This is a genomic window from Marinilabilia salmonicolor (genome assembly GCF_003003035.1).
In the GTDB taxonomy this organism is placed as follows: domain Bacteria; phylum Bacteroidota; class Bacteroidia; order Bacteroidales; family Marinilabiliaceae; genus Marinilabilia; species Marinilabilia salmonicolor_A.
On sequence record NZ_PVTS01000005.1, the window covers coordinates 110,231 to 137,041 of the forward strand.

At 41.5% G+C, this 26,811-nt stretch carries 23 protein-coding genes and 1 tRNA gene; 15 read left to right on the plus strand and 9 right to left on the minus strand.

Annotated elements, in window-relative coordinates:
* Positions 1-3 precede the first annotated feature (3 nt).
* Entirely contained in the window at positions 4-723 is a 720-nt protein-coding gene (locus BY457_RS06610; protein WP_106152548.1) for a 2-phosphosulfolactate phosphatase, read from the plus strand.
* 70 nt (positions 724-793) lie between these two features.
* On the opposite strand, the gene BY457_RS18995 is transcribed toward BY457_RS06610, so the two are convergent.
* On the minus strand, positions 794-967 hold the full coding sequence (locus BY457_RS18995) for a hypothetical protein (protein ID WP_181256410.1): 174 nt from the start codon (positions 965-967) through the stop codon (positions 794-796).
* Positions 968-1,162: 195 nt separating this feature from the next.
* On the opposite strand from BY457_RS18995, the gene mutS reads away from it, so the two are divergent.
* Entirely contained in the window at positions 1,163-3,784 is a 2,622-nt protein-coding gene (gene mutS / locus BY457_RS06615) for a DNA mismatch repair protein MutS (RefSeq protein ID WP_219885142.1), read from the plus strand.
* A 2-nt stretch (positions 3,785-3,786) separates the two neighbouring features.
* Here the strand turns inward: mutS and BY457_RS06620 are convergent, their stop codons facing one another.
* Complete coding sequence (locus BY457_RS06620; RefSeq protein WP_106152549.1) at positions 3,787-5,694, minus strand: methyl-accepting chemotaxis protein; 1,908 nt, start codon at positions 5,692-5,694, stop codon at positions 3,787-3,789.
* A 789-nt stretch (positions 5,695-6,483) separates the two neighbouring features.
* On the opposite strand from BY457_RS06620, the gene BY457_RS06625 reads away from it, so the two are divergent.
* From BY457_RS06625 to BY457_RS06640, 4 genes are all read left to right on the plus strand, one after another.
* Positions 6,484-7,749, plus strand: coding sequence for a site-specific integrase (locus tag BY457_RS06625; protein ID WP_106152550.1), 1,266 nt, complete (start codon positions 6,484-6,486; stop codon positions 7,747-7,749).
* A 34-nt stretch (positions 7,750-7,783) separates the two neighbouring features.
* Entirely contained in the window at positions 7,784-8,278 is a 495-nt protein-coding gene (locus BY457_RS06630; protein WP_106152551.1) for a hypothetical protein, read from the plus strand.
* A gap of 263 nt (positions 8,279-8,541) precedes the next feature.
* On the plus strand, positions 8,542-9,516 hold the full coding sequence (locus BY457_RS06635) for a type IV toxin-antitoxin system AbiEi family antitoxin (RefSeq protein WP_106152552.1): 975 nt from the start codon (positions 8,542-8,544) through the stop codon (positions 9,514-9,516).
* On the plus strand, positions 9,491-10,324 hold the full coding sequence (locus BY457_RS06640; RefSeq protein ID WP_106152553.1) for a hypothetical protein: 834 nt from the start codon (positions 9,491-9,493) through the stop codon (positions 10,322-10,324). Before BY457_RS06635 ends, BY457_RS06640 begins: the two co-directional genes overlap by 26 nt.
* Positions 10,325-10,863: 539 nt before the next feature.
* Here the strand turns inward: BY457_RS06640 and BY457_RS06650 are convergent.
* A tRNA-Leu gene (locus tag BY457_RS06650) sits at positions 10,864-10,948 on the minus strand.
* A 329-nt stretch (positions 10,949-11,277) separates the two neighbouring features.
* On the opposite strand from BY457_RS06650, the gene BY457_RS06655 reads away from it, so the two are divergent.
* The 6 genes from BY457_RS06655 (at position 11,278) to BY457_RS06680 (ending at position 18,426) form a co-directional block, all read left to right on the plus strand.
* Positions 11,278-12,360, plus strand: a complete 1,083-nt coding sequence (locus BY457_RS06655) for a 3-oxoacyl-ACP synthase III family protein (protein ID WP_106152555.1) — start codon at positions 11,278-11,280, stop codon at positions 12,358-12,360.
* A gap of 226 nt (positions 12,361-12,586) precedes the next feature.
* The gene (locus tag BY457_RS06660) at positions 12,587-14,608 is read left to right on the plus strand and encodes a protein-disulfide reductase DsbD family protein (RefSeq protein ID WP_106152556.1); all 2,022 of its coding nucleotides are present in this window, start codon (positions 12,587-12,589) and stop codon (positions 14,606-14,608) included.
* A 237-nt stretch (positions 14,609-14,845) separates the two neighbouring features.
* Positions 14,846-16,171 carry an OmpA family protein gene (locus BY457_RS06665; RefSeq protein WP_106152557.1) on the plus strand — a complete coding sequence of 442 codons (1,326 nt, stop codon included), beginning with the start codon at positions 14,846-14,848 and terminating at the stop codon, positions 16,169-16,171.
* Between the two features lie 41 nt (positions 16,172-16,212).
* Positions 16,213-17,499, plus strand: coding sequence for an OmpA family protein (locus BY457_RS06670; protein ID WP_106152558.1), 1,287 nt, complete (start codon positions 16,213-16,215; stop codon positions 17,497-17,499).
* A gap of 111 nt (positions 17,500-17,610) precedes the next feature.
* Positions 17,611-17,802 (plus strand): hypothetical protein, encoded by a 192-nt coding sequence (locus BY457_RS06675; RefSeq protein ID WP_106152559.1) that lies wholly within the window; start codon positions 17,611-17,613, stop codon positions 17,800-17,802.
* 258 nt (positions 17,803-18,060) lie between these two features.
* Positions 18,061-18,426, plus strand: a complete 366-nt coding sequence (locus BY457_RS06680) for a thiol-disulfide oxidoreductase DCC family protein (RefSeq protein WP_106152560.1) — start codon at positions 18,061-18,063, stop codon at positions 18,424-18,426.
* Here BY457_RS06680 and BY457_RS06685 read toward each other — a convergent pair.
* The 6 genes from BY457_RS06685 to yihA all read right to left on the minus strand — a co-directional run bounded on the left by BY457_RS06685 (position 18,413) and on the right by yihA (position 22,669).
* On the minus strand, positions 18,413-18,958 hold the full coding sequence (locus BY457_RS06685) for a DUF4924 family protein (RefSeq protein ID WP_106152561.1): 546 nt from the start codon (positions 18,956-18,958) through the stop codon (positions 18,413-18,415). The two genes, BY457_RS06680 and BY457_RS06685, sit on opposite strands and share 14 nt — an antisense overlap.
* Positions 18,959-18,979: 21 nt before the next feature.
* Positions 18,980-19,369, minus strand: coding sequence for an RNA-binding S4 domain-containing protein (locus BY457_RS06690; protein WP_106152562.1), 390 nt, complete (start codon positions 19,367-19,369; stop codon positions 18,980-18,982).
* Positions 19,370-19,375: 6 nt separating this feature from the next.
* Complete coding sequence (gene pth, locus BY457_RS06695) at positions 19,376-20,029, minus strand: aminoacyl-tRNA hydrolase (protein WP_258176645.1); 654 nt, start codon at positions 20,027-20,029, stop codon at positions 19,376-19,378.
* A gap of 309 nt (positions 20,030-20,338) precedes the next feature.
* Entirely contained in the window at positions 20,339-20,914 is a 576-nt protein-coding gene (locus BY457_RS06700; RefSeq protein ID WP_106152564.1) for a 50S ribosomal protein L25/general stress protein Ctc, read from the minus strand.
* A gap of 98 nt (positions 20,915-21,012) precedes the next feature.
* Positions 21,013-21,951, minus strand: a complete 939-nt coding sequence (locus BY457_RS06705) for a ribose-phosphate pyrophosphokinase (protein WP_106152565.1) — start codon at positions 21,949-21,951, stop codon at positions 21,013-21,015.
* 118 nt (positions 21,952-22,069) lie between these two features.
* On the minus strand, positions 22,070-22,669 hold the full coding sequence (yihA, locus tag BY457_RS06710; protein WP_106152566.1) for a ribosome biogenesis GTP-binding protein YihA/YsxC: 600 nt from the start codon (positions 22,667-22,669) through the stop codon (positions 22,070-22,072).
* A 263-nt stretch (positions 22,670-22,932) separates the two neighbouring features.
* Here yihA and BY457_RS06715 point away from each other — a divergent pair, with 263 nt between their 5' ends.
* From BY457_RS06715 to lysA, 3 genes are all read left to right on the plus strand, one after another.
* Positions 22,933-23,946 carry a type I phosphomannose isomerase catalytic subunit gene (locus tag BY457_RS06715; protein ID WP_106152567.1) on the plus strand — a complete coding sequence of 338 codons (1,014 nt, stop codon included), beginning with the start codon at positions 22,933-22,935 and terminating at the stop codon, positions 23,944-23,946.
* 341 nt (positions 23,947-24,287) lie between these two features.
* Positions 24,288-25,598, plus strand: coding sequence for an aspartate kinase (locus BY457_RS06720; RefSeq protein ID WP_106152568.1), 1,311 nt, complete (start codon positions 24,288-24,290; stop codon positions 25,596-25,598).
* Between the two features lie 12 nt (positions 25,599-25,610).
* On the plus strand, positions 25,611-26,768 hold the full coding sequence (gene lysA / locus BY457_RS06725; RefSeq protein WP_106152569.1) for a diaminopimelate decarboxylase: 1,158 nt from the start codon (positions 25,611-25,613) through the stop codon (positions 26,766-26,768).
* Positions 26,769-26,811 lie beyond the last annotated feature (43 nt).

Below are 26,811 nucleotides of genomic sequence, written 5' to 3' on the forward strand. Positions count from 1 at the left end.
AATATGCAGACGCTTGATGTAATCAATTCAGTAACCGAATTGTCTGATACACGTGTAACCGGCAAAACAGCGGTGATTATTGATGTGCTTCGTGCCACCTCGGTCATGGTAACGGCACTCTCGTACGGAGCAAAAAAGGTGATTCCGGTTCTTTCAAAAGAGGAGGCGTTTTCCTATCGAAACAATCACCCCGAAGAATTGGTCATTCTGGCTGGTGAAAGAAATGCAGACCCTATTGAGGGATTTGATATGGGAAATAGTCCCGTGGAGTTGATCCCCGGGAAGATAGATAGTGCTACATTGGTAATGACAACTACCAATGGAACCAGAACCATCCGTAAAGCAGATACGGCTTCGGAGCTTTATGTGGCATCGTTTCTGAATGCAAAAGCTACCGCTGATGTGCTGGGGAGTACAAAGGAGTTGGTTTTGATTGCCTCCGGAACAGACGGTCTCTATTCCGTTGAGGATGTTTTGTGCGCCGGGTATCTGATTTCTCTGTTGAAGCAAATGAATCAAAACTTCCATCTTTCGGATGCGGCAATTGCTGCGCTCAATTTATATGAAAGTAATATGGCGCATTTCCCGGGAATTACCACCGAAGGCAGACATTACAATATTTTGAAAAAGAAGGGAAAGAATGCTGATCTTCAGTTTTGTTTTCTAAAAGATAAGTTTCCCGTGGTGTGTCAGCAGAAAGAGGGAGCGATTGTAAAAATTTGAATGATTTTTTTGCAAAAAGCCCGGTTTGGAATTTCCGAACCGGGCTTCATAAATCTTTTCTTCAATCAATTCACTCCTCAACCTTTTTGTTGAAAATGATGTGGGCAGCAATGCCTGCGATAATCAACAGAAGAGATACAATCAAATAGATGTTGTCGATGTAATTATTCACCGCATAAATTGCCAGAACCACTACTGCGGCAATAATCATCAGAATTCCCAGGTTTTTCAGAAGATATTTCATAACATGTAATTTTGATTACCTTTTCTTATTTTGAATGCGAATATAAAAATATTAATTGAATCGGGGATTTCAAAATTAAAGAATTACAAATCACGGGCAGACAAAAAACTATTTTGCATTCGCCTTGGTTCTGATTCTCTTTTTATCTTTGTGAGATATATACAATTTAGGTAAAACTCCGAAAATCATAGTTTCTTGGCTACAGATAAAAAAAATATTGTTCAGACCCCACTTATGAAGCAGTACTACAGCATTAAGGGAAAATATCCCGATGCCATCCTGTTGTTTCGTGTGGGTGACTTTTATGAAACTTTTTCTGATGATGCGGTAACGGCAGCAGAAATATTGGGGATTACGCTAACCAAGCGCGCCAATGGTTCTGCTTCGTCCATCGAACTGGCAGGTTTTCCGCATCATGCGCTTGATACTTATCTGCCCAAGCTTGTCAGAGCCGGACAGCGGGTGGCTGTTTGTGATCAGCTGGAAGATCCGAAACTGACAAAAAAGATAGTAAAAAGAGGGGTGACCGAATTGGTAACCCCCGGTGTTGCCATTAATGATAATATCCTGGAGCATCGCGAGAATAATTTCCTGGCTGCCGTACACCTGGAGAACAAAGCTGCAGGAGTGGCATTTCTGGATATCTCTACAGGTGAGTTTCTGACCGCTGAAGGACCATTCGATCATGTTCAGAAACTGGTGTCGGGTTTTAAACCGAAGGAAGTCCTGTTTGAGAAGCAAAGAAAAGGTCAGTTTACCGAACTTTTCGGATCAGGCTATTATACTTTCGGGCTTGATGACTGGGTCTTCACAGAAGAGTCCGGTCGCGATCGTTTGTTGAAACATTTTGAAACCAAATCTCTGAAAGGGTTTGGAGTGGAACGGTTGAAGCTCGGAACCATTGCGGCCGGAGCTGTTTTGCATTACCTGGATCTGACACAACATCATCAGATTAAGCATATTTCCAACCTTTCGCGCATCGATGAAGATAAATATGTCTGGCTCGATCGGTTTACCATCCGGAACCTGGAGATTTTTTCTTCGGTCAATGAAGGGGGACGCTCCCTTACAGATATCATTGATCATTCGGTTACTCCCATGGGGAGCCGGCTGCTGAAACGTTGGATCGCCCTTCCGCTTAAAGATGTGCAGCCCATCAAAGACAGACAGTCGGTAGTAGAACATTTTTTTAAGGATCCGCAACTAAAAATGGATCTGGAGAGCCAGCTTCGGCCGGTGGGTGATCTGGAACGTCTGGTGTCGAAGGTTGCATCAGGGCGTATTACACCTCGTGAGATGATTCAGATGCGCAATGCCTTAAGCAGTATTGAACCTGTCCGGGAGTTGTGTCTTCAGGCCGATAATGAAGTGTTGAATCATATAGGAGATCAACTCAATCCTTGTGCAACCATCAAAGAGCGGATTGAAAAAGAGATTATGCCCGATCCGCCCAATCAGCTAAACAAGGGGAATGTGATTCGGGAAGGGGTCTCCAAAGAACTGGATGAACTTCGTCATATTGCTTTTTCAGGTAAAGATTATTTGAATGAACTCCTGAAAAGAGAAACGGAGCGTACCGGCATTACAAGTTTGAAAATCAGCTTCAATAATGTTTTCGGATATTACATTGAGGTCAGAAATACGCATAAAGATAAGGTTCCTGACGACTGGATCAGGAAACAGACACTGGTGAATGCAGAAAGGTATATTACCGAGGAACTGAAAGAGTATGAAGCAAAGATTTTGGGCGCCGAGGAGCGGATGCTTGTGCTTGAGACGGAATTGTTTAATGCACTCACAGTAGCACTGGCCGATTTCATTCCGGCCATCCAGCTTAATTCAAATTTGCTGGCACGGATCGACTGCCTGGTCGGCTTTGCGTCAATGGCAGCTCAGAATAATTATGTCCGGCCGGTTATCACTGAGGAAGATAGTCTGGATATTAAGGCCGGTCGTCATCCGGTAATTGAAAAACAGCTTCCGGCTGGTGAGGAGTATGTCCCCAATGATGTTTATCTCGATAATGACAAACAACAAATCATTATTATTACGGGTCCCAACATGGCTGGTAAGTCAGCATTGCTCCGGCAGACTGCCCTTATCGTCCTGATGGCTCAGATTGGAAGTTTTGTCCCAGCCGAAAGTGCCAGTATAGGGGTGGTTGATAAGATTTTTACCCGTGTCGGGGCTTCCGATAACATATCTTTGGGAGAATCTACCTTCATGGTGGAGATGAATGAGGCTTCCAGTATCTTGAATAACCTCACACCACGAAGCCTTGTACTGTTTGATGAGTTGGGAAGAGGTACCAGTACATACGATGGAATTTCCATTGCCTGGTCCATCGTTGAGTATATTCATGAAAATACGCGGGCCAGAGCCAAAACACTTTTTGCTACCCATTATCATGAGCTCAACGAGATGGAAAAATCTTTTCCCCGCTGCAAAAACTTTAATGTGTCGGTGAAAGAGGTCGATAATAAAGTGATTTTCCTTCGAAAACTGGTCTCCGGTGGCAGTGAGCACAGTTTTGGTATTCACGTGGCGCGCATGGCAGGGATGCCTCCCAGTGTGGTGAAGCGTGCCAATGAAATTCTGGGCGAACTGGAAACCAACAACCGGCAGGGAGGTATCTCTAAACCTGTTGGTGACCTGGCTCAACACAGGGAAGGTTTTCAGCTTAGTTTTTTTCAGCTGGATGATCCCATTCTTCAGCAAATCAGAGATCAGATTGTCAATCTGGATATTAACAATCTGACCCCTATGGATGCCCTGAATAAATTGAACGAGATAAAACGGATCTCCGGATTAAAATAGGTTTAATTAGCTTTGAAATATGCTGTTAATTCTTTCAGACTTGAGGATTGACTGTCAAGTTCTTCAGCACTGGCAGACATCTCTTCAGCACTCGCTGCGTTTTCCTGAGTTATCTGGTTTAGTTCGTTGATGGCGGAATTTATCTGTTCTACGCCACTGCTTTGTTCGGCACTCGCGGCAACTACTTCATCCATTCTGTTGATGGTATCTTTGATTAATGGTACCAGCTCCGAAAGCAACTCGCTGGTTTCGTGAGATGTGTTCAGTCCTTTGGTCGAAAGCTTGTTGATTTCATTGGAGGCATCCCTGCTTCGTTCTGCCAGTTTTCTGATTTCTCCGGCAACCACAGCAAAGCCTTTTCCTTCCTGTCCTGCCCTGGCGGCCTCCACAGCGGCATTCAGCGCAAGAATGTTGGTTTGATGCGCGATATCATTGATTACGGAAATTTTTTGCGTAATCTCTTCCATGGCTTCCTGAGTGGCAGTTCCTTTTGATGTACTCAGTCCTATCTGATCAGACAATTTGGACAAAACACCTCTTGTTTTTTCAGCATTTTGGTGGGTCTGCTGAACATTGGCATTCGTTTGCTGCATGGTAGATGAAATTTCTTCGATGGAAGAAGCCTGTTCGTTAGCTCCCTGAGCAATGGATTGAGAACCTGTACTGAGGTGACTGCCTGCCTGGCTTATGGTTTCGGCTCCCGTGGAAATACCACCAATAATTTCATTTAGTTTTTGGCGCATGCTTTCCAGTGCCCGGGCCAAATCGCCCAGTTCATCCTTGTGAAGAACTGTAATGGTGTTGTTGAGATCTCCTGAGGCTATAATTTGTGCATTCTGAACTTCTTTGCGAATTGACCTGAGTATGAACCGGGTAAAGAAAATTCCCGCAAATATGGTAAAAAGGATTATTAAAATGCTGATTACAAGGTTGGTTGTCCGTGTAGCCAGCTCTTTAATCAGTATTTCTTCATTGTTGGTCGTTATTACAGTTTCGGTTTCTTTGATTAACTCGTCAAACAGTTCGCTTAGTTGGTCTATTGCCGGAATCGTAGCAGTGGAATAGATGCTGTCAGCTTTGGCCATTGCCTGCATTCGTTCAAAATTCCATTGAATTACCGAGTCAAGATTTGTTAATGTTTGGCGCGCGTAAACGGATGTTTGTCTGTTAAAAACATCTTTTGCTTTTTGGGCTTCTCCGTTTTGCAAAAGTCTGTTTATTGCCCTTGCTGAGGTATGGAGATTTGTATGAGGTTGATGAAGTTTTTCCAACATGTTAGCAATGTCGGGATTGTTTTTCATCGTTTTCCGGGCTTCTTCAGACTGAATCCATTTCCCCAAAATGCTCTGTGTTGGATCCAATTGTAGCTGGTAATCGGCACGTTCTTTAAGTAAGGCACTCTCCAGTTGATTTATCCACAAAAGGTGCGAAACTTTTATGTCGGTTAGAGATTCTGATAGTTTGGAGTTGCCCTGTCGGAATACTTTTTCAATTTCGATGGCAGATTGATGAAGAGCGTGGTGCGGCTTTTCAAATTTTTTTAATATTGCAGACATTTCAGGAACAATCTCTTCCGCTTTTTTGCGCTCTTCTCCGTAATACCATTTCCCAAATTCGCATAGAGTGTGATCGGTTTCCAGGTTTAGTTTGCTGACATTGTCGTCGGTAAGAAGTCTTGTTACACCTGCCACCCATTGCAAATGTGTTGCATGATAATGTTCTATTTTGCTTTGAATGTCTCCTGACTCAATTATTGTTTCTGTATCATTAATGATTTCATAAATGCCAAGATTGGATGTTAATGCTAATGATATTATTGCCAGGGCTATAATTCCAAAAGTAATGGTAAACTTAGTCTTTAATAGTGCATTTTTCCATTTCTGAGAAATGTAGGATGTAAACTTCTTCATAACAGTTAAAAATAATTAGATGACAGCGAAAGGAAGGGCGGTTTTGGAGGAAAGTGTCAGGTGGTGTTTTCTTATTTTCAACGCTGTTATTGGTGAAAAGTTACACTTTATTGCATAAATAACTATCAAAACTGTTAAACAATTATAAGTTGTAAATATGAATAAATGTGTTTTGTATAGCGGGTTGTGTTTGGAGTAAAGTGGTTTTAAGGCTTAATTACTTAGATGTGATTGTTTAGTTATTATTTATTTTTGTGAAACAAAATGTGGTTTTGGTGAAAGCAGCCCTGTCAAGTTCTTTGAATGTTTTATATTGCAGACTAGACCGAATTGGGAGATTTTGAAATCTAGTAAAAATAGTAGCTGAAGTAATTCTTTTTTGACGAAAGGTTTTATGTAGTTAGTTGTATTGTTTATTTTATAGATGTATAAATGCTTTTTCGGGAAGTAATATGTTTTGTTTATTGGTTAAATTCCATAAATGAATCGCCGAATTGCAAGATCGGTCACTCCCCATTGATTCCTGAAGTCTTTTTGAGTGCTGTAAATTTTGAAGAATGTCAAATTGGCCGTGATTGTTTCTTGTAAATGCAAAAAGGCCGGCAATAGCCGACCTTTTGGTACCCGGAGCGGGGGTTGAACCTATTTTACATCATTAGACAAGATTAGTTACAAAAGCACTGATAAATAGTAAAATACTTGTATTTGATAATTTTAATTTCTATGTTTGAATAGTGGTTTTGCAAATTATTTGCCCCCTATTAGACACCTTATTTGAACGTAGAGATAATGCTGACAATTAATTTTTACAGAAAAACAACGACACCTAATAAAAAAGGAAAAGTACCGGTTGTTGCACAAATTAGTTACGACTACCGGAAGTACAGAAAAAGTATAGGGGCTGTTGTTCCCGCTCATTGGAACGAAAAAACTCAAAGATTAAAGGTGTCTGCTTCTACCGGAGAAGATGCAAAGGATTATATCCGGTTCAATAGGTTACTTGATGATCTTTCCTCCAGACTAAAGGACTATTACAATAGGTTGATTCTTGAAAAGAGGAAGGCCACAGAACAAGAGATAAGGCAACTGCTGTCTCTTGAGTCAGATGAGACGATCCAGGGGGAGGTTGATTTCTTTGATACCTTCGAACAATATATTACAGGGCAGAAAGCCTTTCTGGCATCAAACACCATTAAATCTATCGTGACTGTTAAAAACTATTTGATGAAATTTCAGCGGGAGACAGGATTTAAGGTGACGTTCGGTTCCATTGATTCACGATTCAGTGATAAGCTAATGGATTACAGTTTTAATACCAGAAAAATTGATAATGACTACTTTGCCAAACATGCAAGTGTGTTAAAACAGTTCCTCCGATGGTCTGGGAAGCGGGGTTATTTTCAGGGAGAGATTCCCGAAGAGCTCTATGCAATAAAAGAAAAGGAGAATGAGGTGATTTTTCTGACAATGGAAGAATTAAAAATCCTCACTGAATTTGATTTTAAAATTGAACGATTAAGCAGAGTTCGGGATAAGTTCTGTTTTGCTTGCTATACCGGATTAAGACATTGTGATGTGGCTTCTCTGGTATGGGAAAACATTGTTGATGGTAGCATAAGAAAGAGTCATAACAAAACACAGAATTTCGTTTACACCCCCTTAAATAAGCAGGCTTTGAAAATATTGGAGAAGTATAAGAATGAGCCCATGCCATTGCCTGTAATCAGTTCGCAGAAGACCAATAAATACCTTCAGGAGTGCTGCAAGTTAATTGCGAAGGATCAGGAAGCTGACAAGTTGTTTAATCGGAGAATTTTGCGGAAAAGAGCTATTGGAAGAGAGATTGAGCAAAAGGCAATTCCGTTATATGAAGCGATTACTTTTCATGTAGGCCGCAAAACATTTATTACGAATAGTCTTATGTTGGGGGTTAACCTGCAGGTATTACAGGAGATGGGGGCTCCCAAGAAACAGAAAGATCTGAAAAAGTATCTGAAAATCACCGATGCATATAAGAACCAGGTAATGAAAGACACTTGGGATAGAGTTAGTTGATTCCAAATTGAATAATCCTTATAAAACCTAATCTATGAGTACAGAAGAAATTAAACTAACGAACGATAATTATAATAAAGGGCAGTTCTTTATCGACAGCGCCGATTATAAACTTGAAGACGTTATTGATGCACAGTACAAGCTTCTGAGTGATTTGTATCTGGACATATCCAACTCGATTCTCCCCGAAATTGTGAACCAACTGCAGGAAATGAAAGATGGTGCATTGCTATCAGGGGAAGACTCCGGGATGGAAAATGTTTGGGAAGAGATATGTGTGCAAATTCAGAACGAGAAATCCTTTGAATGGCCCATGTATGTTATTACGATTGAAGGTATAATAGAAAAGGAACTTGATAAACTACCCCATTCTTTTAAACAGGTTATCTCTTATATGAGTGGGTTAAATGATGAGCCCGACATGACTGGCTATTTTGCGCATCATGCAATAGAAAGTATAAAGGATGATCTTTTTTCAGTGGCAATGAATTACTCGAACCAGCGCATCGAAGACTACTTGTATGGATAGCTGCCAATAACAGCTTTTCTCTATATAACTATGTTTTTGATGTAAACCCGGATTTTTCCGATGAGTTTGACCAAGAGGAGTGGGAGTGGTAGAGGCTTTTCCATGAAACTGTTGAGTAAGAATAGAAAAAACGAAAAATAGAATTTTATAAAAAAGGAAGTAACGAAAAATATAAATTACTTTATTTCCTTTTTGGGGGGATTGATAAATGTTCACGTTTTTTATTTGTTCACGTAACGTGAACATTGTATATTTGTGAACAAATGAAGAAGGAACTAATCAATACAGCATTAAAAAACCTCAGAGATAATACCGGGGTTGAAGCTTTTTGGAAGGATGAAGGCCCCCTGGATGGTGTCATTGAATTTAATATTAATGACCATCTCTATAAACTCGCAGCCAAAACTTTCAATGAGCTAAGGGGGCATCATATCACCCAACTACAGGAATATATCCAAAATATTAATGAGCCGATTGTAATATTTGCCGACCATATTTTCCCAAAAATTAAGAAAACACTTCGAGATAAAAACATTCCTTATATTGAAGCAAATGGAAATATTTATCTGAACCAGCTAAATACTTTCTTATTCGTGGATACCCAAAGACCAATAGCGACCGCCAAGAAAACAGGGAACAGGGCATTTACAAAAACAGGATTAAAAGTAGTCTTCCACCTTCTCAGGCATAAACAAGACATAAATCTTACTCAGCGGCAATTGGCAGAAAGAACCGGGGTCGGTTTGGGCAACATCCCCCAGATTATTGAGGGATTAAAAGATACAGGCTATCTGATACCACTAAAGAAACGCGAATATATATGGGAAAACCGCAAGGAATTAATGGAGAGGTGGATAAACGAATATGATGCCGTCCTAAAGCCAACCCTGAGGATTGGCAGATTCCGGCTTCCTGAAAATAAAACAGAAAAAGATTTAGACACAAAACTGACTGTTTGGGGAGGAGAACCTGCAGCAGAAATTTTGACTAACTATCTCAGGCCAGAGAATTATATAATCTACACCGGAGAAACACAGATGGATTTGATGAAAAACTATCGTATGATCCCCAATAAAGACGGTGAAATTGAAGTCTTTGAAAAATTCTGGAAGGATAACGACAAGCCATTAACAGCACCTCCAATACTGGTTTATGCTGACCTTCTTCTGGAAGGAGGAAAGAGAAACGTTGAAACAGCCGAAATGATATTTGATGAATACATCCAACCAATCCTATAAAGAACTTTCTATTCCTTTTTTCAAGGAAACATTTGATTGCATTGACAATATAATGCAAAAACATAAAGTACCCTACTATCTCATCGGTGTAAGCGCAATAGCCCTGGAGTTGCTTAAAGATGGGATTAAACCAAGCCGGGGTACAAAAGACATTGATTTTGCCATTATGATTTCAAGCATGCGGGATTATGAAGCCATCAGCATTGATCTTGAGAAACAGGGATTCAATAAGGTTAAAGCACCGTGGACTTTCTATTCTGACACGTATAAAGTGGCCATTGATCTTTTGCCTTTCGGAGAAATTGAAGAAAAGGACACAGAGAACTTCAATAAACGTAATGCTGAACTACATCTTCTCGGGTTTAAAGAAGTACTCGAGGAAGCCGAACAAGTCCAAATAGGTGAAAAAATAGCGAATATTCCACCTTTGCCGGGGATGATCATTCTAAAGCTCATTGCCTGGAGTGACCGACCGGAAGAACGAGAAAATGACCTGGAAGATATTCTTAAAATCATTCAAAATTATTTTGACCTGGCTTTTGACGAAATTGTTGAAGAGCATCATGACACTTTTCCGGAAGGTGAATTGGATCAAATATTGGTTGCTGCTGAAGTATTGGGTCGAAAGGCACGAAAGATCCTTCAAAAATCCCAAAAGCTATCCGACAGGATCAATGTTGTGCTCAAAACAAATCTGGCGAATCCGGAGCACTCACAAATCTCTAAAGAGTGGGCCAGGCGATTAGGGAGGGACATTGAATATGCTAAGGATATTTTAATGGCCTTTCAGAAAGGAATATCATATTAACAAAGAACTTACAAAACCAATAGAATCAGGTTTTATTTTCATTTTTCACACTTGATTTTATGGCCTACACAACCCCAATCTAATATGGGTTTGTAGAATAGGATTCTTTTGATCCAAATATTCTTATGTTTTGCTGCAATGCATACCACTCAAAGCTTGAATATAAGTGTTTTCTGGGCTTATATTAGGAGTTGGTATTAGAAATGCAGTAACACCTAAGATTGGAATAATAGAAATATACCAGAAGTAAAGAAAATAGTATCGACTCTTGATCTGGGATAGGATTAGAATGAATTTTTCTAAAGGGCTTAAATATTCTGTGTTCTCTTTATCGATGTTGTTTGATTCATTCACCAAATAATCGACAAATTTGACATAGTTTGGGTTTCTCATTTTTGAAAAAGTTTAAGTGGTTAATAATTGGAAAAACTGAAGTCAAATGAAGTAAAAAAAGAAGTATTCAGGAAAAATTTGCCTCTTATTAGCCCCTTTAAAACAGCAAATCCCCCTGATAATCAGGAGGCTTTGTCTTGAAAAAGTACCCGGAGCGGGACTTGAACCCGCACGGCCGCAATGGCCACTGGATTTTAAGTCCAGCGTGTCTACCAATTCCACCATCCGGGCGGATGTGAAATCCTTTAAATGCGGTGCAAATATAGTTTTTTCAGTTGTTCTCTACAACATTCGGTTGGCAGATTTTTGATTTAATTTATCACAAAGTTGTAAGAGGTTGATGAAGTGCGCATTGTTTTTCTTCAAAACAGGGACAGGATTTTCAGGTCCGTCGAAGTTTGCCAGAAACTTTTTTTTATGTGGCAGGTGTTTTCTATCCCCCTGTTTTTGCATAAAATGTGGCGAGTGGATATATGGTGGGATAAATGAATGTCGGTAAATGAACACCTTGTTTTAAAAAGTTGTTCCTTCGCATAGAGTTTTAATTCCAAAGAACAAATATGACAAAACAAATCTATTCGGTAATTAAAGGAACCGGCTCTTATGTTCCTCCGAGAATTGTGAAGAATGAAGATTTCTTGCAAAATGAGTTTTATGCTCCCTCCGGTGAGCCGATGAATAAGCCTACCAAGGTTATTATAGACAAGCTGAAAGAAATTACAGAGATTGATGAACGCAGGCATATCGAGGATCAGTATGTAACCTCTGATATCGCTGCTTTCGCCGGAGAGAAAGCCATTGAATCGGCAGGTATCGACAAAGAGAGTCTGGATTATATTATTGTAGCACATAATTTTGGGGATGTTAGTAAAGAGACCGGTCGTACCGATATCCTGCCATCCCTGGCTTCAAAAGTTAAGCATCAGCTCAAAATAGAAAATCCGTACTGCGTGGCTTATGATATCCTTTTCGGATGTCCGGGCTGGGTGCAGGCCCTTATTCAGGCCGATTTATACATCAAAACCGGGGAGGCCAAAAGAGTCCTGGTTATTGGGGCAGAAACATTATCACGCGTTTCTGATCCGCATGATGTGGATAGTATGATTTATTCTGATGGAGCCGGCGCAGCGGTTGTTGAAGCTACGGAGAGCGAATCTCCTGTAGGGATTTTGTCTCATATTTCCAGAACCGACACAATTGAAAATGCTTTTCTTTTGAAGATGGGACCATCATATAACAAAGAGATTGATCCCAGACACCAATATCTTAAAATGAACGGAAGAAAAGTTTATGAATATGCCTTGCATACGGTTCCTGCTACGGTAAAAAAGTGTCTTGAAAAATCTGAGGTTGACATCACAGAAGTTAAGAAGGTTTTGATTCATCAGGCCAATGCCAAAATGGATTATGCCATTCTGGCGCGTCTGTTTAAGTTGTACGGATTGCGTGAAGTACCGGAATATACCATGCCGATGACCATTGCAAAACTTGGAAATAACTCGGTGGCAACAGTTCCTGTTTTATTTGATATGCTGATGGAGAAAGAGATTGAAAACCACCGGTTAAAGTCAGGCGATCATTTTGTCTTTACCTCCGTGGGGGCGGGAATGAATATTAATGCCATTGTTTACAGGATGCCATGAGATTGATATAGTCGATTTATTGGCCTGCTTTTTGCAGTTATATTTTGACTTTTTGGAGAAAATTGCTTTGGATGACCGGCTGGTTTTCAAAGCAATTTTTATTTGGGATTAAAAATGCAAGAATTCACATATATACAATATTGATTCTAATTCGAACTCATTGTTTATTTTTGTGTTTCCATATTATGAATAAATTTGAGGTTTAATTAGTCAAATAATATAACGCATGAAGAAAATAAGTCTGATTATTTGGTTTTCCTTGTTGTTTAGCGGGTTAACGCTCAATGCACAGATTCTGGAGCCCGTAAAATGGGCCTTTTCGCTCAATCAATTGTCGGAGACCGAATACGAAATTATCGCAGATGCCACTATTGATGAGGGTTGGCACTTGTATTCCTCGAATATTCCGGAGGGTGGACCGATAGCTACCTCTGTAACGCTTGTAAATTCCGGAGAGAATGTAAGTGCAGGGAATCTGAGAGAGGAGCCAGAAGCGGATGTGCAGTTTGATCAGGCTTTTGACATGGAGCTCTCGTGGTTCTCCAATGAAGCCCGGTTTATTTTGCCGGTTACAGTCACAGGCAGTGATGTTTCCGTGCTTGAAGGATATGTGGAATTCATGGCCTGCGATGATGAGCAATGTCTTCCTCCCGACAGGGTTGATTTTTCTTTTGTGCTGGATGAAACAGGTGAACCTGCAGAGAATGTCTCAGAAGCTTCCGGTGCTGATAAGGAAGAGGGAACAGAGGCTGATGTTGCATCAAAGGATGAAGGTGAGGTCGCCAATAAAACGGGCAAAGAAGACCAGTCTGAAACTCGTGGGAACTGGACCATTTTTTGGCTTTCATTTCTTGGCGGATTTGCAGCATTGCTGACTCCCTGTGTTTTCCCCATGATTCCTATGACGGTGAGTTTCTTTACCAAGCAGAGCAAAACAAAAGCCTCCGGTTTTAGGAATGCTATATTTTACGGAGTTTCCATAATAGTAATATATGTGATTTTGGGAACCGTGGTAACGGCTGTTTTTGGGGCAGATGTGCTTAATGCGTTATCCACCAATCCATGGTTTAACCTCTTTTTTGCGGCATTGTTGATTGTTTTTGCCATCTCCTTCTTTGGAGCTTTCGAAATAGTATTGCCCAACGCCTGGGTGAGTGCAGCCGATAAAGGTGCTGATAAAGGAGGATTGATTGGCATCTTTTTCATGGCCTTTACGCTGGCCCTGGTTTCATTTTCCTGTACAGGCCCCATTGTTGGTACTCTGATTGTACAGGCAGCCTCGGTGGGAGGTATGGCTCCTGTAATCGGGATGCTTGGCTTTTCTTTGGCTTTGGCCCTTCCTTTTGCTTTGTTTGCAGCATTTCCCGGATGGTTGAACTCGTTGCCCAAGTCTGGCGGATGGCTCAATTCAGTAAAAGTGGTTCTCGGATTTTTGGAATTGGCATTTGCCTTTAAGTTTCTGAGCATTACCGATATGGTATGGGGATTGCATGTGTTGGAGCGTGAGGTGTTTATCGCAATATGGATCGCTATTTTTGGTGCTCTGGGATTCTATCTGATGGGAAAAATCAGGTTGCCACACGATTCACCAATGGATCATTTACCGGTTTCACGGATGATGCTCGGCCTGGTGGTCTTTGCATTTACCATTTATATGATTCCTGGTCTTTGGGGGGCTCCGGTGAACCTGATAAGCGGATTTCCGCCGCCAAATAATTATGCCGAATCCCCTTATGGGGTGGGCAATAAAGCTCCCGGTTCAGGAGGGGGAGCTACTGCTCCTTTGAGTGAAGATATGCATCTGGGGCCACAGGGAATCCCTGCTTTTGATGATTATGAAAAGGCACTGGCATATGCAAAAGAGGTAAATAAACCCCTTTTGCTGGACTTTACCGGAAAAGGTTGTACCAATTGCCGGAAGATGGAAGATGCCGTTTGGTCAGATCCTGCCGTGAAAGAGATGATTGCCAATGACTATGTATTGACCTCTCTTTATGTGGATTTCCGGGAGAAACTACCCGAAGAAGAACAGTATGTTTCATCCGTTACCGGTAAGAAGATCAGAACCATTGGAAATAAATGGAGCGATTTTCAGATCTCCCGTTTCCAACGAAATAGTCAGCCCCATTATGTTATTCTTGGACATGATGAACAGCCTTTGGTAGAGGAGAGAGGTTATGATACAGATATCAAGGCCTATACCGATTGGTTGAAGTCGGGACTGGACGCCTTCAGGGACAGAGAATAAAATGTTTGAGGTTTAATCGCAACTTTACTTTAATAAATTCATGAGCAGAGGCTTGATTTTCGGCTGTGCCGAAAGTCAACCCTCTGCTGCATGTTGTCCATTTACAAAAGCAAAAGAGTTCATTAATCTACACTAACTTATTGTTGGTAAAAATAAACTTTACCTTGGTTTTTTATTCCTTTAGCTTTGACGGATAAAGTAGATGTACTTTGAATCTGACCAAAATCTGTCCAAAGAATGAGGAAAATCCTGTTTGTTATTGTTATATCAGTGTTTGTGTGTATTTCTGCTAACGCACAACAAATTGACTTCTACAACCTCGAAGAAGAACAAATTTATAATCCTGCCAGGAAATACAATACCTGGTCACTGACAGCAGGCATCGGTCCCGTTGTTTATTATACAGATGTGGTTGATTATTCCGTGTTTCCTTCTCAAAACTGGAAATTCGGTCCTTCGCTTCTTGTCAGTAAACAGTTAGGGCGCCCCTGGTCTGTGGATGCACAGTTTCTTATGGCTGACATGTACGGGGAGAAAAATTCCCGCTTTTTTGAAGGCGATTTCTACGATTTGACGCTCAACCTTAATGTGAGTATCAACCAGTTGGTTTTGTTTGGTCCCATTCGTGATCGATTGAATATTTATGGTAAAATAGGTTTGGGGGTTAATTATTTCAGGGCCCGCCAACGGAATATTGAAACGGGTGAATGGATAACCGTTGGAGATGTGCATGGTGGAACTCCGGGATATCCGCGACCCTATGGCTGGTCTGATGATGATTTTCTTGCCATTGGGTATGAAAAGGACAACCCGGAGGAGAAAACCGACAGGGGTAGTGAAATGGTTATTCCTATCGGCCTAGGAATCGATTACCGGATCAATAAAAGCTTCGACCTTGGATTTGAATTGATGTTGAGAAATCTCAGTCAGGATAACCTGGATGTAAATCTTACCGGGGCAGATAACGATTCCTATATGTCCACCGCGGTAACTGTTACATACAAAATTGGTAAAAAAGACAAACGTCATGCCTTGTGGACTTACAAGGACTTTAATATGGGGTGGCAGCGGGATCGAAGAGTGGATCCCAATGCGCAGAAACTGGACTCACTGCGTCAGCGTTTGGAGGAAATTGCTGCTACGGATTCTTCCGTTACAGATACAACATTTATTTATCAGGAGAAAATCGAGCATAGGAAGATTCTTGCAGCTTCCGTATTCTTTGATTTTGATAAATCGGCCATAAAACCGGATGCTCACAAGGTTATTGCTATTGTTGCGCGTTTTATGAAGGAACATCCTGATGAGAAGATTCTTGTGCAGGGATACTGTGATGAAAGGGGAGCAGATGATTATAATGTCAGACTAAGCCAAAGGCGTTGCGATGCTGTTATGGATGTGCTGGTAAATGATTATGGTCTGGACGAAAACAGAATCACCACTGAGCCCAACGGAGAGGGTAAGTTACTCTCAGATACTAAAAAACTTGCACCACGAGGAGTGCATATGGTTAACCGAAGGGTTGATATTTTTGTTGTCAGGGAATCGAATATTGAAGAATGAAGCTTCACCTTGCTCGGTCACTAAAGTTAAATCACCAGTTCATGAGAATTATCGGAATTATTGCATTTATATTTTTTACCACATTTGTTGCAGAATCTCAGAACAGACGCGATTCGGTGTTTGTTTTGACTCCGGATATGATATTCTCTTTCGGACAAAGCTATAACTCCTGGTCTGTAGGTGCAGGTTTTGGTCCGGTTTTCATGTATGCCGATCAAAGTGGGTACAGTATGTTTCCGGACAAGGAAATCGACTTTGGCCCCTCTTTACAGATTACAAAGCATCTGGTCCCGGCTTTTGCTTTCGAAATGCAGTATTTGCAAAGCGATATGTTTGGACAAGAGGGCGCTTATGGTTTTCGCGGAGACCTGATGGATATATCCATCAACGGAATTGCCATTATAAACCAGATGTCGGCACGTCCGGGGCCTGTTAATGATAAGTGGAATTACTATCTGAAAATAGGGGTAGGAGCCACTCTTTTCAGGAGTCGTTTATTCTCCGTTGGAACCGGAGATGTGGTACAGAGAAGTCAGTTATACGACAGTTCAAACCCCGATTATGTGGTGTTGGGGTATGATGTGAAAGATCCCGATAAGAAAACCTCGAGGGCCGTTGATATCGTTTTACCTATTGGTGCAGGCCTGATGTATCGCATCAATAACCGGTTTGATGTGGGAGTAGAAAGTGTGTTGCGCTTTTCGGCATCCGATCGGCTGGACAACATTCTCACAGGGGCAACCAATGACAGGTATCTTTACACCTCCCTTAATGTCAGCTATAAATTTGGAGATAAGGATCAACGGCATATGCGTTGGACCTACCGTGCCGAGGGGATGGATATGTTCGGAAGGCCTCAGGAGGATCCCTTGACAGATGAGATTCGTCAGCTGGAAGAAGATATTGATATTTATGAAGCAAATCGTCCTGTGGACAAGGATTCGGTGGTAATTACAGAAACCCTGAGAGTTATTTATGATCAATACAATGTCAAAACCATCTTCTTTCCATCCGGTGTGTTTCGCCGGTTTAGTCCTGCAGACCAATTGTTGATGGGACGGATTGCGGTGGAGTTGAATAATAATCCTGACAAAACATTGACACTCTACGGATACTCAGATACCGACGGAGAAGCCGAAGACAATCTGGAACTAAGTCGTGAGAGGTGTCTGGCTGTGAAAGAGTTTTTTGTGCATGATCTTGGGATGGAGCCCGGCAGAATAAATATTGTTCCGGTGGGAGAGGAAGACCCGCTTTCGCCGGTAAGTGAATTATCGCCCCGTGGATTAAAAATGGCCAACCGACGTGTGGATTTGGTAATCGAATAATTCGGGACAATTGGTTGTTGCATATAAGACAAAAATGTCTTAAATTGGCGCTACGTTCTTTTATGTGAAACCTGAAAGCTGACAAACAGACTTTCAAAAAACCTTTTGCTTATGGTGAGATTTGAAAAGTTGTATTGCAGAAAAAGGCTTTTTGACCGAGACTTTCTTTATGGGGTTTCCCAAAATAGCGGGTTTGTGAAAGATCCGGAAGCATTTTTTTCAGGACCTGCGGAGAATTCTTCTTCCGACAGAGAGATGGATGAAGATACTTGTAGGGGAACAGATGAGGAAACTGTATTGTAGAACTGTTGTTGGACATTGCCTGAATTTCAGGTATGGTCCAACTTTTTTTATCTTTCCAAATGATCTGTTTTTATATCCACAATAGTCCGTTAAGGTTTTTCAAGGCTCTGGAAAATTAAGGTTTTATGTTCGAAGGAGCGTTTTCTGTAAGGAGTATAATACCAGTGTTGTATGATTTTTCTAACCTCCAACCTCTAACCCTTAAAAACCCAACGATCTATTATTTCCCTTTCAGCTGCATTAAATAATTTTTTTTTGATGATTGTTCTTTTTGATGGTTTTTGTGTTTTATGTAGTGGTTTTGCCCGTTGGCTCAAACATCAGTATGAGGGCAAGGTTCAGCTTAAAGCCATGCAGTCAGATGAGGGACAGGAACTTATGAAGAAGCATGGCTATCCCGCCGATGATCCGGATGAGGTGGTGGTGGTTGACGGGCAGACTTCTATGTCTGGAGCTTCAGCTGTGTTGTATATTTTGAAAAACGGAGGGCGACTTTCACGGTTTTTCAATTTTCTGCTAAGGGGGCTTCCGAAATCGTGGATTAGAGCCATCTACAGGGTTGTGGCCAATAACAGATATAAGTGGTTTGGCCGTCGTGATTCCTGTACTTTTATTCCGGATTAAGTTCTCCTTTTTGATCTTCCCGGTATTTCGCAGAGAGCATGGAAAGGGTCTTTCCAAATACTTTTAAAGCTTCGTTGGTTCCCTCTGATATCTCTTTTCCTTGTAATTTCAATACAAACGCATTGTACATGGCAGCAAGCATTAGCTCTATGTCATGTTCGGGTCGGGGCTGCATTTTCTCTTCCAGTTCTTTAATCAGTGGAACTGCTTTCATGAATTGATGCTGATACCCCACCTCTTTTTTTGAATGCATCAGGGTGATGTGTAGCCGGTTCATGTCATTTACGGTATTGGTAATCACCTGAAGATGCCCCGACTCTTCTTTCTTCTCGTTTTGCATCATTACCACAAGGTTCTCATACCACTCTTCCAGTTCTTTTTTGACATCTTCGGGCTGCTCATATTGCTTTATTATGGTTTCCCTGATGGTGTTCATATCGAGTTTGGAAGCTCTCAAAAGATCTTCGATTTGCCACATGTAGAGAACGTATCCCGCGATGTCACTGTTTTTTTTGTGTCTTGATACAATCATAATATGAAAGAAATATGGAGTCTAACTAAAATCGTTTTTTAAATTGTCAAGGTCACGACGATCTTTTTTCGTAGGACGTCCTGTGCCCTTAGGTCGGCTGAGTTTTTGCGTCATTCTGGCCATGTCCAGGAGGTCCAGTTCCTCTTTGGGAGTAATGTCTTCCAGAAAATCCGAAACCAGTTTGGCTCCCATGCGTTTTTCTGATAAATCCAGCACACGGTAGGTTTTAACGGCAGGAGGAACTTTTATGGATATCTGATCTTCCCGACGAATCATGCGTGACGATTTTACCGGCTGTTCGTCAATGGTAACTCTTCCTTTTTTGCAGGCCTCTGCAGCCAGACTACGGGTTTTAAACAATCTTACGGCCCACAAGTATTTATCTATTCGTACGCTTTCAGTTTTGTTCATGATCGTTTATTTATTGTTGTACTGACTCATGGTTTGAGCCAGTCCAATGGTGCCAAAACCTTTTATGATCTCAATGGCTTTGTCAATTCTTTCAGGTAATGCTGCATCTTCCTCCCGATCCCAGGTTCCCAATACATAGTCAATCTGACGTCCCCGGGAATAGTTGTCTCCAATGCCAAATCTGAGTCTCGCATACTGATTGTGTCCCAAAATCTGGTTGATGTTTTTGAGACCATTGTGTCCGGCATCACTTCCTTTGGCTTTAAGCCTGAGGGTGCCGAACGGCAACGCGAGATCATCCAAAACCACCAGCAATCTTTCTGCCGGAATTTTTTCCTGTTTCATCCAGTAATTGATCGCTTTTCCGCTAAGATTGACATATGTGGAGGGTTTCAGCAATACGAATGTACGGCCTTTGAATTTGTATTCTGCCACATTGCCATAACGACGGTCTTCAAATTCCAGACGTTCCTGTTTTGCCAGTTCGTCCAATACGTCAAATCCGATATTGTGGCGGGTATGCTCATATTCCCGGCCAATGTTTCCAAGTCCTGCAATTAAATACTTCACGGTGTTGTCCGATTCTTTTCCTGCCGGTTGCAGCAGTTGTTTTATCTTTTCAAAAAGCCCCATTCTTATTTTACTTTTTATGTGTGCCATCGCTAAATCATCGGGTATTGAATTCCCGGCAACCACAATTTATTAACCGGCGACCGGTTTGAATCCTTCATTTTATGAAACCGGTTAATGATTCCTGATGTTGAAAAATGTCAGGCGGCTAAACTTCACAACATTATTTGTGTGCAAAAGTAAGATTTTTAAATCAGGGACAGATAGGTAGTGCCTATCCATAAACATAAACTAAACAAAATTTGTTTTTTGTCCTGTTTCTGGTCAGAAACTTTGTCGTGCTGAAACACAAAAACCCCCATATGTAGATATGGAGGTTTTTTAAATATGGTTGAAAAACTACTCTTCTCCAGTGGTTCCTGCAGCGCGGGCAGCTCTTGTTAGCTTAACAGAAACAACCACCTGGTTTTTGTTGTTAAGCAGTTCAATATTTTCGAAGTCGAGCTCTCCAACTTTAAGACCTTTGCCAAGTCCAAGTTTGGTAATGTCGATTTCAAGTTGCGCGGGAAGGTCTTTAGCCAAACCTTTCACTTTCAGCTTGCGCTTCTCGATGGTCAGTTTACCACCGGCTTTAACACCTGCTGCCAGTCCTTTTACCTTAACAGGAATTTCAATAACCACAGGCTTATCTTCAAATAACTGAAGGAAATCCACATGAATGGCATCGTCAGTTACCGGATGATATTGTACGTCCTGGATTACAGCATCATGAACAGTTCCGTCAATGTTCAATTTTACAAGGTGAACATCGGGAGTGTAAATCAGCTTGTTGAAGTCTTTCAGAAGCGCAGCAGCATGAAGCGTTTCTTTTCCACCATAAAGTACAAAAGGTACTTTTTCTTCGTTACGAAGTTGTTTGGTTGCTGTTTTTCCAAGATTGTCGCGCTTGGCAGCTTTTAGTTCAATTGTTTTCATCTCTTTGTTTTTGAATGTGTTACTCAAAATTAAGATTGTAATGTGAAACCTTAATCTCCCATCACACTACGCCATTTTGGCGGGCGCAAAGGTAATAATTAAATTACAAATTGCGTACTAATAGATTGATAATTGTAAACTTTATCGATGGTGTCTGCAAATAACTGAGCTGCCGAGAGCACTTTTATTTTATCTGATCTTTTTCGTAAGGGAATAGAATCAGTTACAAATATTTCGCAAATGCTTGATTTCTCAATATTTTCGTAAGCAGGACCGGAAAGAACCGCATGTGTTGCGAAGGCACGTACGCTGGTTGCACCTTGTTCAAGCATCATGTCGGCGGCCTTGGTAAGTGTACCTGCCGTATCCACCATGTCGTCCACAATGATCACATTTTTTCCGGACACATCACCGATGATTCTCATTTCATCAACCACGTTGGCCTTTGATCGATGCTTGTGGCAAATAACCATGGGGGCATCCAGAAACTTGGCGTAGGTGTTGGCTCTTTTGGAACCTCCCACGTCGGGAGATGCAATCACCAGGTTTTCGAGATTTAATTTGCGAATATGCGGGACAAAAATACCGCTTGCATACAGATGATCAACCGGGATGTCGAAGAATCCCTGAATCTGATCAGCGTGCAAATCCATGGTGATGATGCGATCAACGCCGGCGGTAGTCAGTAAATCAGCAACCAGCTTGGCTCCGATGGCCACTCTGGGTTTGTCTTTTCTGTCCTGACGGGCAAATCCAAAATAAGGCATTACTGCTACCAGTTTGTAAGCAGAAGCCCTTTTGGCGGCATCTATCATCATCAGCAACTCAAAAAGGTTGTCTGATGGCGGAAATGTGGATTGAATCAGGAAAACATGCGACCCTCTTATGGTTTCTTCATAAGCAGTGGTGAATTCTCCGTCACTAAAGCGTGTCAGATTGATGTTTCCCAGTTCTCTTCCATTGCAAAGACTGATTTTTTCGGCAAGATAGCGGGTGTTGGTTCCCGAGAATAGTTTGATTGGTGCTTTAGGTGGCATTTAAAGTCCTGTTTATCAGTTATATTCAGTAGCGAAATTTAATTGCAAAGGTAAGAAATAATACCTGTTTAACGGTAAATTCTTACTAAAGTAACATATAATGTTTTAAAATTATAGTTCAAACCTGATTTTTGTTTATTTTCTCAATGTAAGAAAGAAGTTCATCCTGTCCCTGTCGTGTGGTGGATGAAGTCAGAAAAATGGGCGGCAACTCTTCCCAGTCTTCCAGAAGTCTTTCTTTGTATTTTGCTGTGTTCTCTTCAAGTTGTGCGGGTTTTAGTTTGTCGGTTTTGGTGAAAACCACGGCAAACGGAACTCCTTTAACGCCCATGTTCTGCATAAAATCGAGGTCTGCCTGAATGGGGGCATGCCGGCTGTCAACAAGCACAAAAAGGTTGGACAGGTTTGTTCGTTCGGTAAGATAGCCCTCAATCATCTTCTTAAATTTCTCCCTTTCGGACTTTGAAAGTTTGGCATATCCGTATCCCGGCAGATCGACCATGTACCAACTATTGTTGATAAGAAAATGATTGATGAGTCTTGTTTTTCCGGGAGTTCCTGATATTTTGGCCAGTTTTCGGCGATTGCAGAGCATATTCAGAAGCGATGATTTCCCTACATTGGAGCGCCCTATGAATGCATACTCTGGCTTATTGGGGGCAGGACAGTCTTTCGGATTGGCACTGCTTGTAAGAAATGATGCTTCGGTTATTCGCATTTTTTTTTGCAAAAATATGATGTTTTTTGGTTTGATAATAAAATTTCTCTGTAAAAGAATGCGAAACCGTTTTTTAAGTGTGGGTTTAATTCATACTTTCAAGGGGATGTTTGGCGGGTTTTTCGCCTGGGCGGGACACTGATAGTTCTTTCGTTCCGGGTGGTAGAATCTTTTTAAAAACCTGTGGGATTCTGTCGCTGATTGTATAATCCGACAATCTAATTGGTATATTTGCATTTCAAAATAAAAGCATTGATGATATTATGGAAAAGAAACTTTATCCGTTAAAATTTGAACCGATTCTGAAACAACGATTGTGGGGTGGTACCAAACTCAATACGGTTTTGCATAAATCCATCGGGGAAGCCACTGATGTTGGCGAAAGCTGGGAGCTGAGCGGTGTTCCGGGCGATGTATCTGTGGTAAGCAACGGGTTTTTGAAAGGAAACTCTCTGAGTGAGTTGCTGGAGATTTATATGTCTGAACTGGTTGGGGATAAGGTTTTTGAGAAGTATGGAGCTGAGTTTCCACTATTGATTAAATTTATTGATGCCAATGATGTGCTTTCCATTCAGGTACACCCGGATGACAAACTGGCTCGCAGCAGGCATAATTCTTTCGGAAAAACAGAAATGTGGTATGTGATGCAGGCCGATCAGGGAGCCAGCCTGATCAGTGGTTTCAAAAAGGATACCGGAAAGGATGAGTATCTGAAAGCTTTGGAGGAAAAGAAACTCGATGACCTTCTTGCCAGTCATGAGGTGGCACCGGGTGATGTTTTCTTTATTCCGGCAGGACGTGTGCATGCCATCGGAAAGGGTATCTTGCTGGCAGAAATTCAGCAAACCTCCGATGTGACCTATCGTATTTATGATTTCGATCGGAGAGATGCAGAAGGCAATGCCCGGGAGCTGCATACAGCTCAAGCTCTGGATGCTATTGATTTCTCCGGCGGGGGAGAGTATAAAACCCGGTATGAGGCAACAGAGAATGAGGTTACTCAGGTGGTGGAATCTCCTTACTTCGTAACCAGCCTCATTGATTTGAATGGGCACGAACTCAAAAAGGATATTTTTGGACTCGATTCATTTGTGATTCTGATGTGTATGGAAGGCAGCGCTGATATTTTCTATAATGATGGTCAGAAAGAGTCTGTTACGATGGGAGAAACAATTCTGATTCCTGCCGACCTGAAGGAATTTAGCATCAAAGCAGCCGACAAATGCAAATTGCTTGAGGTTCATATGCCCGATGTTGAGTCGGAAGCAAAAAAGTGATTCCTGCAATCAGAAACATGATTCAAGAATAAATGAAATAAAAAAGGGGATTGATTTTCGGATGATCTGAAAATCAATCCCCTTTTTTGTGGTGTGCATTGTAGTTTGTTGACAATGAGATTTGTAATGGTGCTGTGATTCCTGTGTAGCTCTCCTGATTACCTTTTCCAAACCATTGGTTGTAAGCGAAATTGTTAGTCCATTAGGTCATTTTTGTTAAAATTTATAACTTTGCAGACCGTAAAAATGATTAAATTGTCATGCGCTGTATAGGTGCTTCCATTTACAACGAATGGATGATTTAATTTACAGGTAATGTGCAATTTGAAAATATTATAGTTATGAAGGTACTTAAATTTGGCGGAACATCAGTGGGATCAGCTCAGCGTATGCGTGAAGTGGCAGATCTTGTTACCGGTTCCGACCGTAAGATTGTGGTTCTTTCTGCCATGTCGGGAACAACCAACAGTTTAGTTGAAATAGCAAATTATTTATACAAGAAAAATTACGACGGAGCGAATGAGGTTATCAACCGGTTGGAACGTGGTTATCTGGACACGGTGGCTCAGCTTTTTAAGAAAGAGGAGTTTAAGCACAAAGGACTTGAGTTGGTAAAATCGCATTTCGATTATGTCAAATCTTTTACCAAGGATGTGTTTACCGTTTTTGAGGAGAAATCTGTGCTTGCACAGGGAGAGTTGTTGACCACAGCTCTTTTTAACTTTTTCCTTCAGGAAAACGGACATAACTCAGTATTGCTTCCTGCATTGGATTTTATGCGCACCAATAAGAATAATGAACCGGATACGGTTTATATCAGGGAGAATCTGGAGCGCATCATGAGCGAGTTTGAAGATACTCATCTTTTTATTACCCAGGGGTACATCTGCCGTAATGCATTCGGAGAGGTGGATAATCTTCAGCGCGGTGGAAGTGATTACACAGCCTCTTTGATCGGTGCGGCCCTGGAAGTTGAAGAAATTCAGATATGGACCGATATTGACGGAATGCACAACAACGATCCCCGGTTTGTGGAAAATACCACCTCCATTGCCGAGATTTCGTTTGATGAGGCTGCTGAGTTGGCTTATTTCGGAGCCAAGATTTTGCACCCCACCAGTGTGTTGCCGGCCAAACTGGCCAATGTGCCGGTAAAAGTGCTCAATACCATGGATCCCAAAGCTGTGGGAACCACCATCTCTTCCTCGCAGCATAAGGACCGCATTACTGCCGTTGCAGCTAAAGATGGTATCACTGCCATCAAGATTAAATCGGGACGTATGCTGCTCGCCTTCGGATTCCTCAGAAAGGTTTTTGAGATTTTCGAAAGCTATAAAACTCCCATTGATATGATTACCACATCAGAGGTGGGTGTTTCGGTTACCATCGATAACAACCGACATCTGGAGGAAATACTGGACGATTTGCGAAAGTTTAGTACCGTTGAGGTTGATTATGATCAGGTGATTGTTTGTGTGGTTGGTGACTTGGTGGCTGAAAACAAAGGTTATGCCAACCGTATTTTTGAAGCATTGAAGGAGATTCCCATCAGGATGATTTCTTATGGGGGAAGCGAGCATAATATATCACTGCTGGTGGATGCAAAAGATAAGAAGGATGCTTTACAGGCATTAAGTGCAAAACTTTTTTAAACAAGTTACAGAATGACAAATTTTCCTACAGAGAAATTTAAAGAACTGAAAACGCCGTTTTATTATTATGACATGAGTTTGCTTGAGGACACCCTTTCGCTTGTAAAGAAAGAGTCTGAAAAGTATGATTTTCATGTTCATTATGCCATAAAGGCCAATGCCAATGACCGGGTTTTGGAGAAGATTCGCTCCAAAGGCTTTGGAATTGACTGTGTCAGCGGTTATGAAATACAGAAAGCACTGGAGGTAGGCTTCAGCCCCGACGGGATTGTGTTTGCCGGTGTGGGGAAAGCTGACTGGGAAATAGAACTTGGACTGAAGCACGATATATATTGTTTTAACGTGGAGTCTCTCCCTGAGTTGGAGATTATCAATGAACTGGCAGCTAAAAATGGCAAGAAAGCCAGAGTAGCATTCAGGATTAATCCAAATGTTCAGGCCGATACGCATCATTATATTACCACCGGACTGGATGAAAATAAGTTTGGTATAAGTATGCCGGACCTGGAATCGGTTTTGGACAGAATGAAAGAATTGGAAAATGTTCAGTTCGAAGGAATGCATTTCCATATTGGTTCACAGATTACAGATCTGGATAACTTTAAGGATTTGTGTACCAGGGTTAATGAGTTGCAGGAATGGTTTATCTCCAGACAACTGTTTCCTAAAGTAATAAATGTGGGAGGTGGCTTTGGAATCGATTATGACGATCCCCAAAACAACCCAATCTCAGATTTTGCTTCTTACTTCAAGGTTTTTAAGGATTTCCTGAAACTTAAAGCCGGTCAGGAGTTGCATTTCGAACTGGGTCGTTCAGTTGTTGGTCAGGCAGGAAATGTCATTTCACGGGTTCTTTATGTGAAAGAAGGGGTAAAGACCCGTTTTGCTATTATAGATGCCGGAATGACTGATCTTATTCGTCCTGCACTCTATCAGGCCAAACATAAAATTGAGAGTTTATCTGCATCCAGTGATGCCAAAAAGGTCAGGTACGATGTGGTCGGCCCAATTTGTGAGTCATCCGACAGTTTTGGGAAAGCTATTGATTTGCCTGAGCTGAAGCGTGGCGATTTCGTTGCTTTGAGAAGTGCTGGTGCCTATGGTGAAGTAATGGTTTCCAGATACAATCTGAGAGAAGAGCCACAGGCGTTCTATTCTGATGATTTTTAGAGTAATTGGATAAATAAACAAACGCACGACCGGATATTTCGGC

Coding starts and splice junctions, on each gene's coding strand:
- BY457_RS06610 (WP_106152548.1), top strand. CDS start 4: ATGCAGACGCTTGATGTAATCAATTCAGTAACCGAATTGTCTGATACA.
- BY457_RS18995 (WP_181256410.1), bottom strand. CDS start 967: ATGAAATATCTTCTGAAAAACCTGGGAATTCTGATGATTATTGCCGCA.
- BY457_RS06620 (WP_106152549.1), bottom strand. CDS start 5,694: ATGAAGAAGTTTACATCCTACATTTCTCAGAAATGGAAAAATGCACTA.
- BY457_RS06625 (WP_106152550.1), top strand. CDS start 6,484: ATGCTGACAATTAATTTTTACAGAAAAACAACGACACCTAATAAAAAA.
- BY457_RS06630 (WP_106152551.1), top strand. CDS start 7,784: ATGAGTACAGAAGAAATTAAACTAACGAACGATAATTATAATAAAGGG.
- BY457_RS06635 (WP_106152552.1), top strand. CDS start 8,542: ATGAAGAAGGAACTAATCAATACAGCATTAAAAAACCTCAGAGATAAT.
- BY457_RS06640 (WP_106152553.1), top strand. CDS start 9,491: ATGAATACATCCAACCAATCCTATAAAGAACTTTCTATTCCTTTTTTC.
- BY457_RS06655 (WP_106152555.1), top strand. CDS start 11,278: ATGACAAAACAAATCTATTCGGTAATTAAAGGAACCGGCTCTTATGTT.
- BY457_RS06660 (WP_106152556.1), top strand. CDS start 12,587: ATGAAGAAAATAAGTCTGATTATTTGGTTTTCCTTGTTGTTTAGCGGG.
- BY457_RS06665 (WP_106152557.1), top strand. CDS start 14,846: ATGAGGAAAATCCTGTTTGTTATTGTTATATCAGTGTTTGTGTGTATT.
- BY457_RS06670 (WP_106152558.1), top strand. CDS start 16,213: ATGAGAATTATCGGAATTATTGCATTTATATTTTTTACCACATTTGTT.
- BY457_RS06675 (WP_106152559.1), top strand. CDS start 17,611: ATGGTGAGATTTGAAAAGTTGTATTGCAGAAAAAGGCTTTTTGACCGA.
- BY457_RS06680 (WP_106152560.1), top strand. CDS start 18,061: ATGATTGTTCTTTTTGATGGTTTTTGTGTTTTATGTAGTGGTTTTGCC.
- BY457_RS06685 (WP_106152561.1), bottom strand. CDS start 18,958: ATGATTGTATCAAGACACAAAAAAAACAGTGACATCGCGGGATACGTT.
- BY457_RS06690 (WP_106152562.1), bottom strand. CDS start 19,369: ATGAACAAAACTGAAAGCGTACGAATAGATAAATACTTGTGGGCCGTA.
- pth (WP_258176645.1), bottom strand. CDS start 20,029: ATGGCACACATAAAAAGTAAAATAAGAATGGGGCTTTTTGAAAAGATA.
- BY457_RS06700 (WP_106152564.1), bottom strand. CDS start 20,914: ATGAAAACAATTGAACTAAAAGCTGCCAAGCGCGACAATCTTGGAAAA.
- BY457_RS06705 (WP_106152565.1), bottom strand. CDS start 21,951: ATGCCACCTAAAGCACCAATCAAACTATTCTCGGGAACCAACACCCGC.
- yihA (WP_106152566.1), bottom strand. CDS start 22,669: ATGCGAATAACCGAAGCATCATTTCTTACAAGCAGTGCCAATCCGAAA.
- BY457_RS06715 (WP_106152567.1), top strand. CDS start 22,933: ATGGAAAAGAAACTTTATCCGTTAAAATTTGAACCGATTCTGAAACAA.
- BY457_RS06720 (WP_106152568.1), top strand. CDS start 24,288: ATGAAGGTACTTAAATTTGGCGGAACATCAGTGGGATCAGCTCAGCGT.
- lysA (WP_106152569.1), top strand. CDS start 25,611: ATGACAAATTTTCCTACAGAGAAATTTAAAGAACTGAAAACGCCGTTT.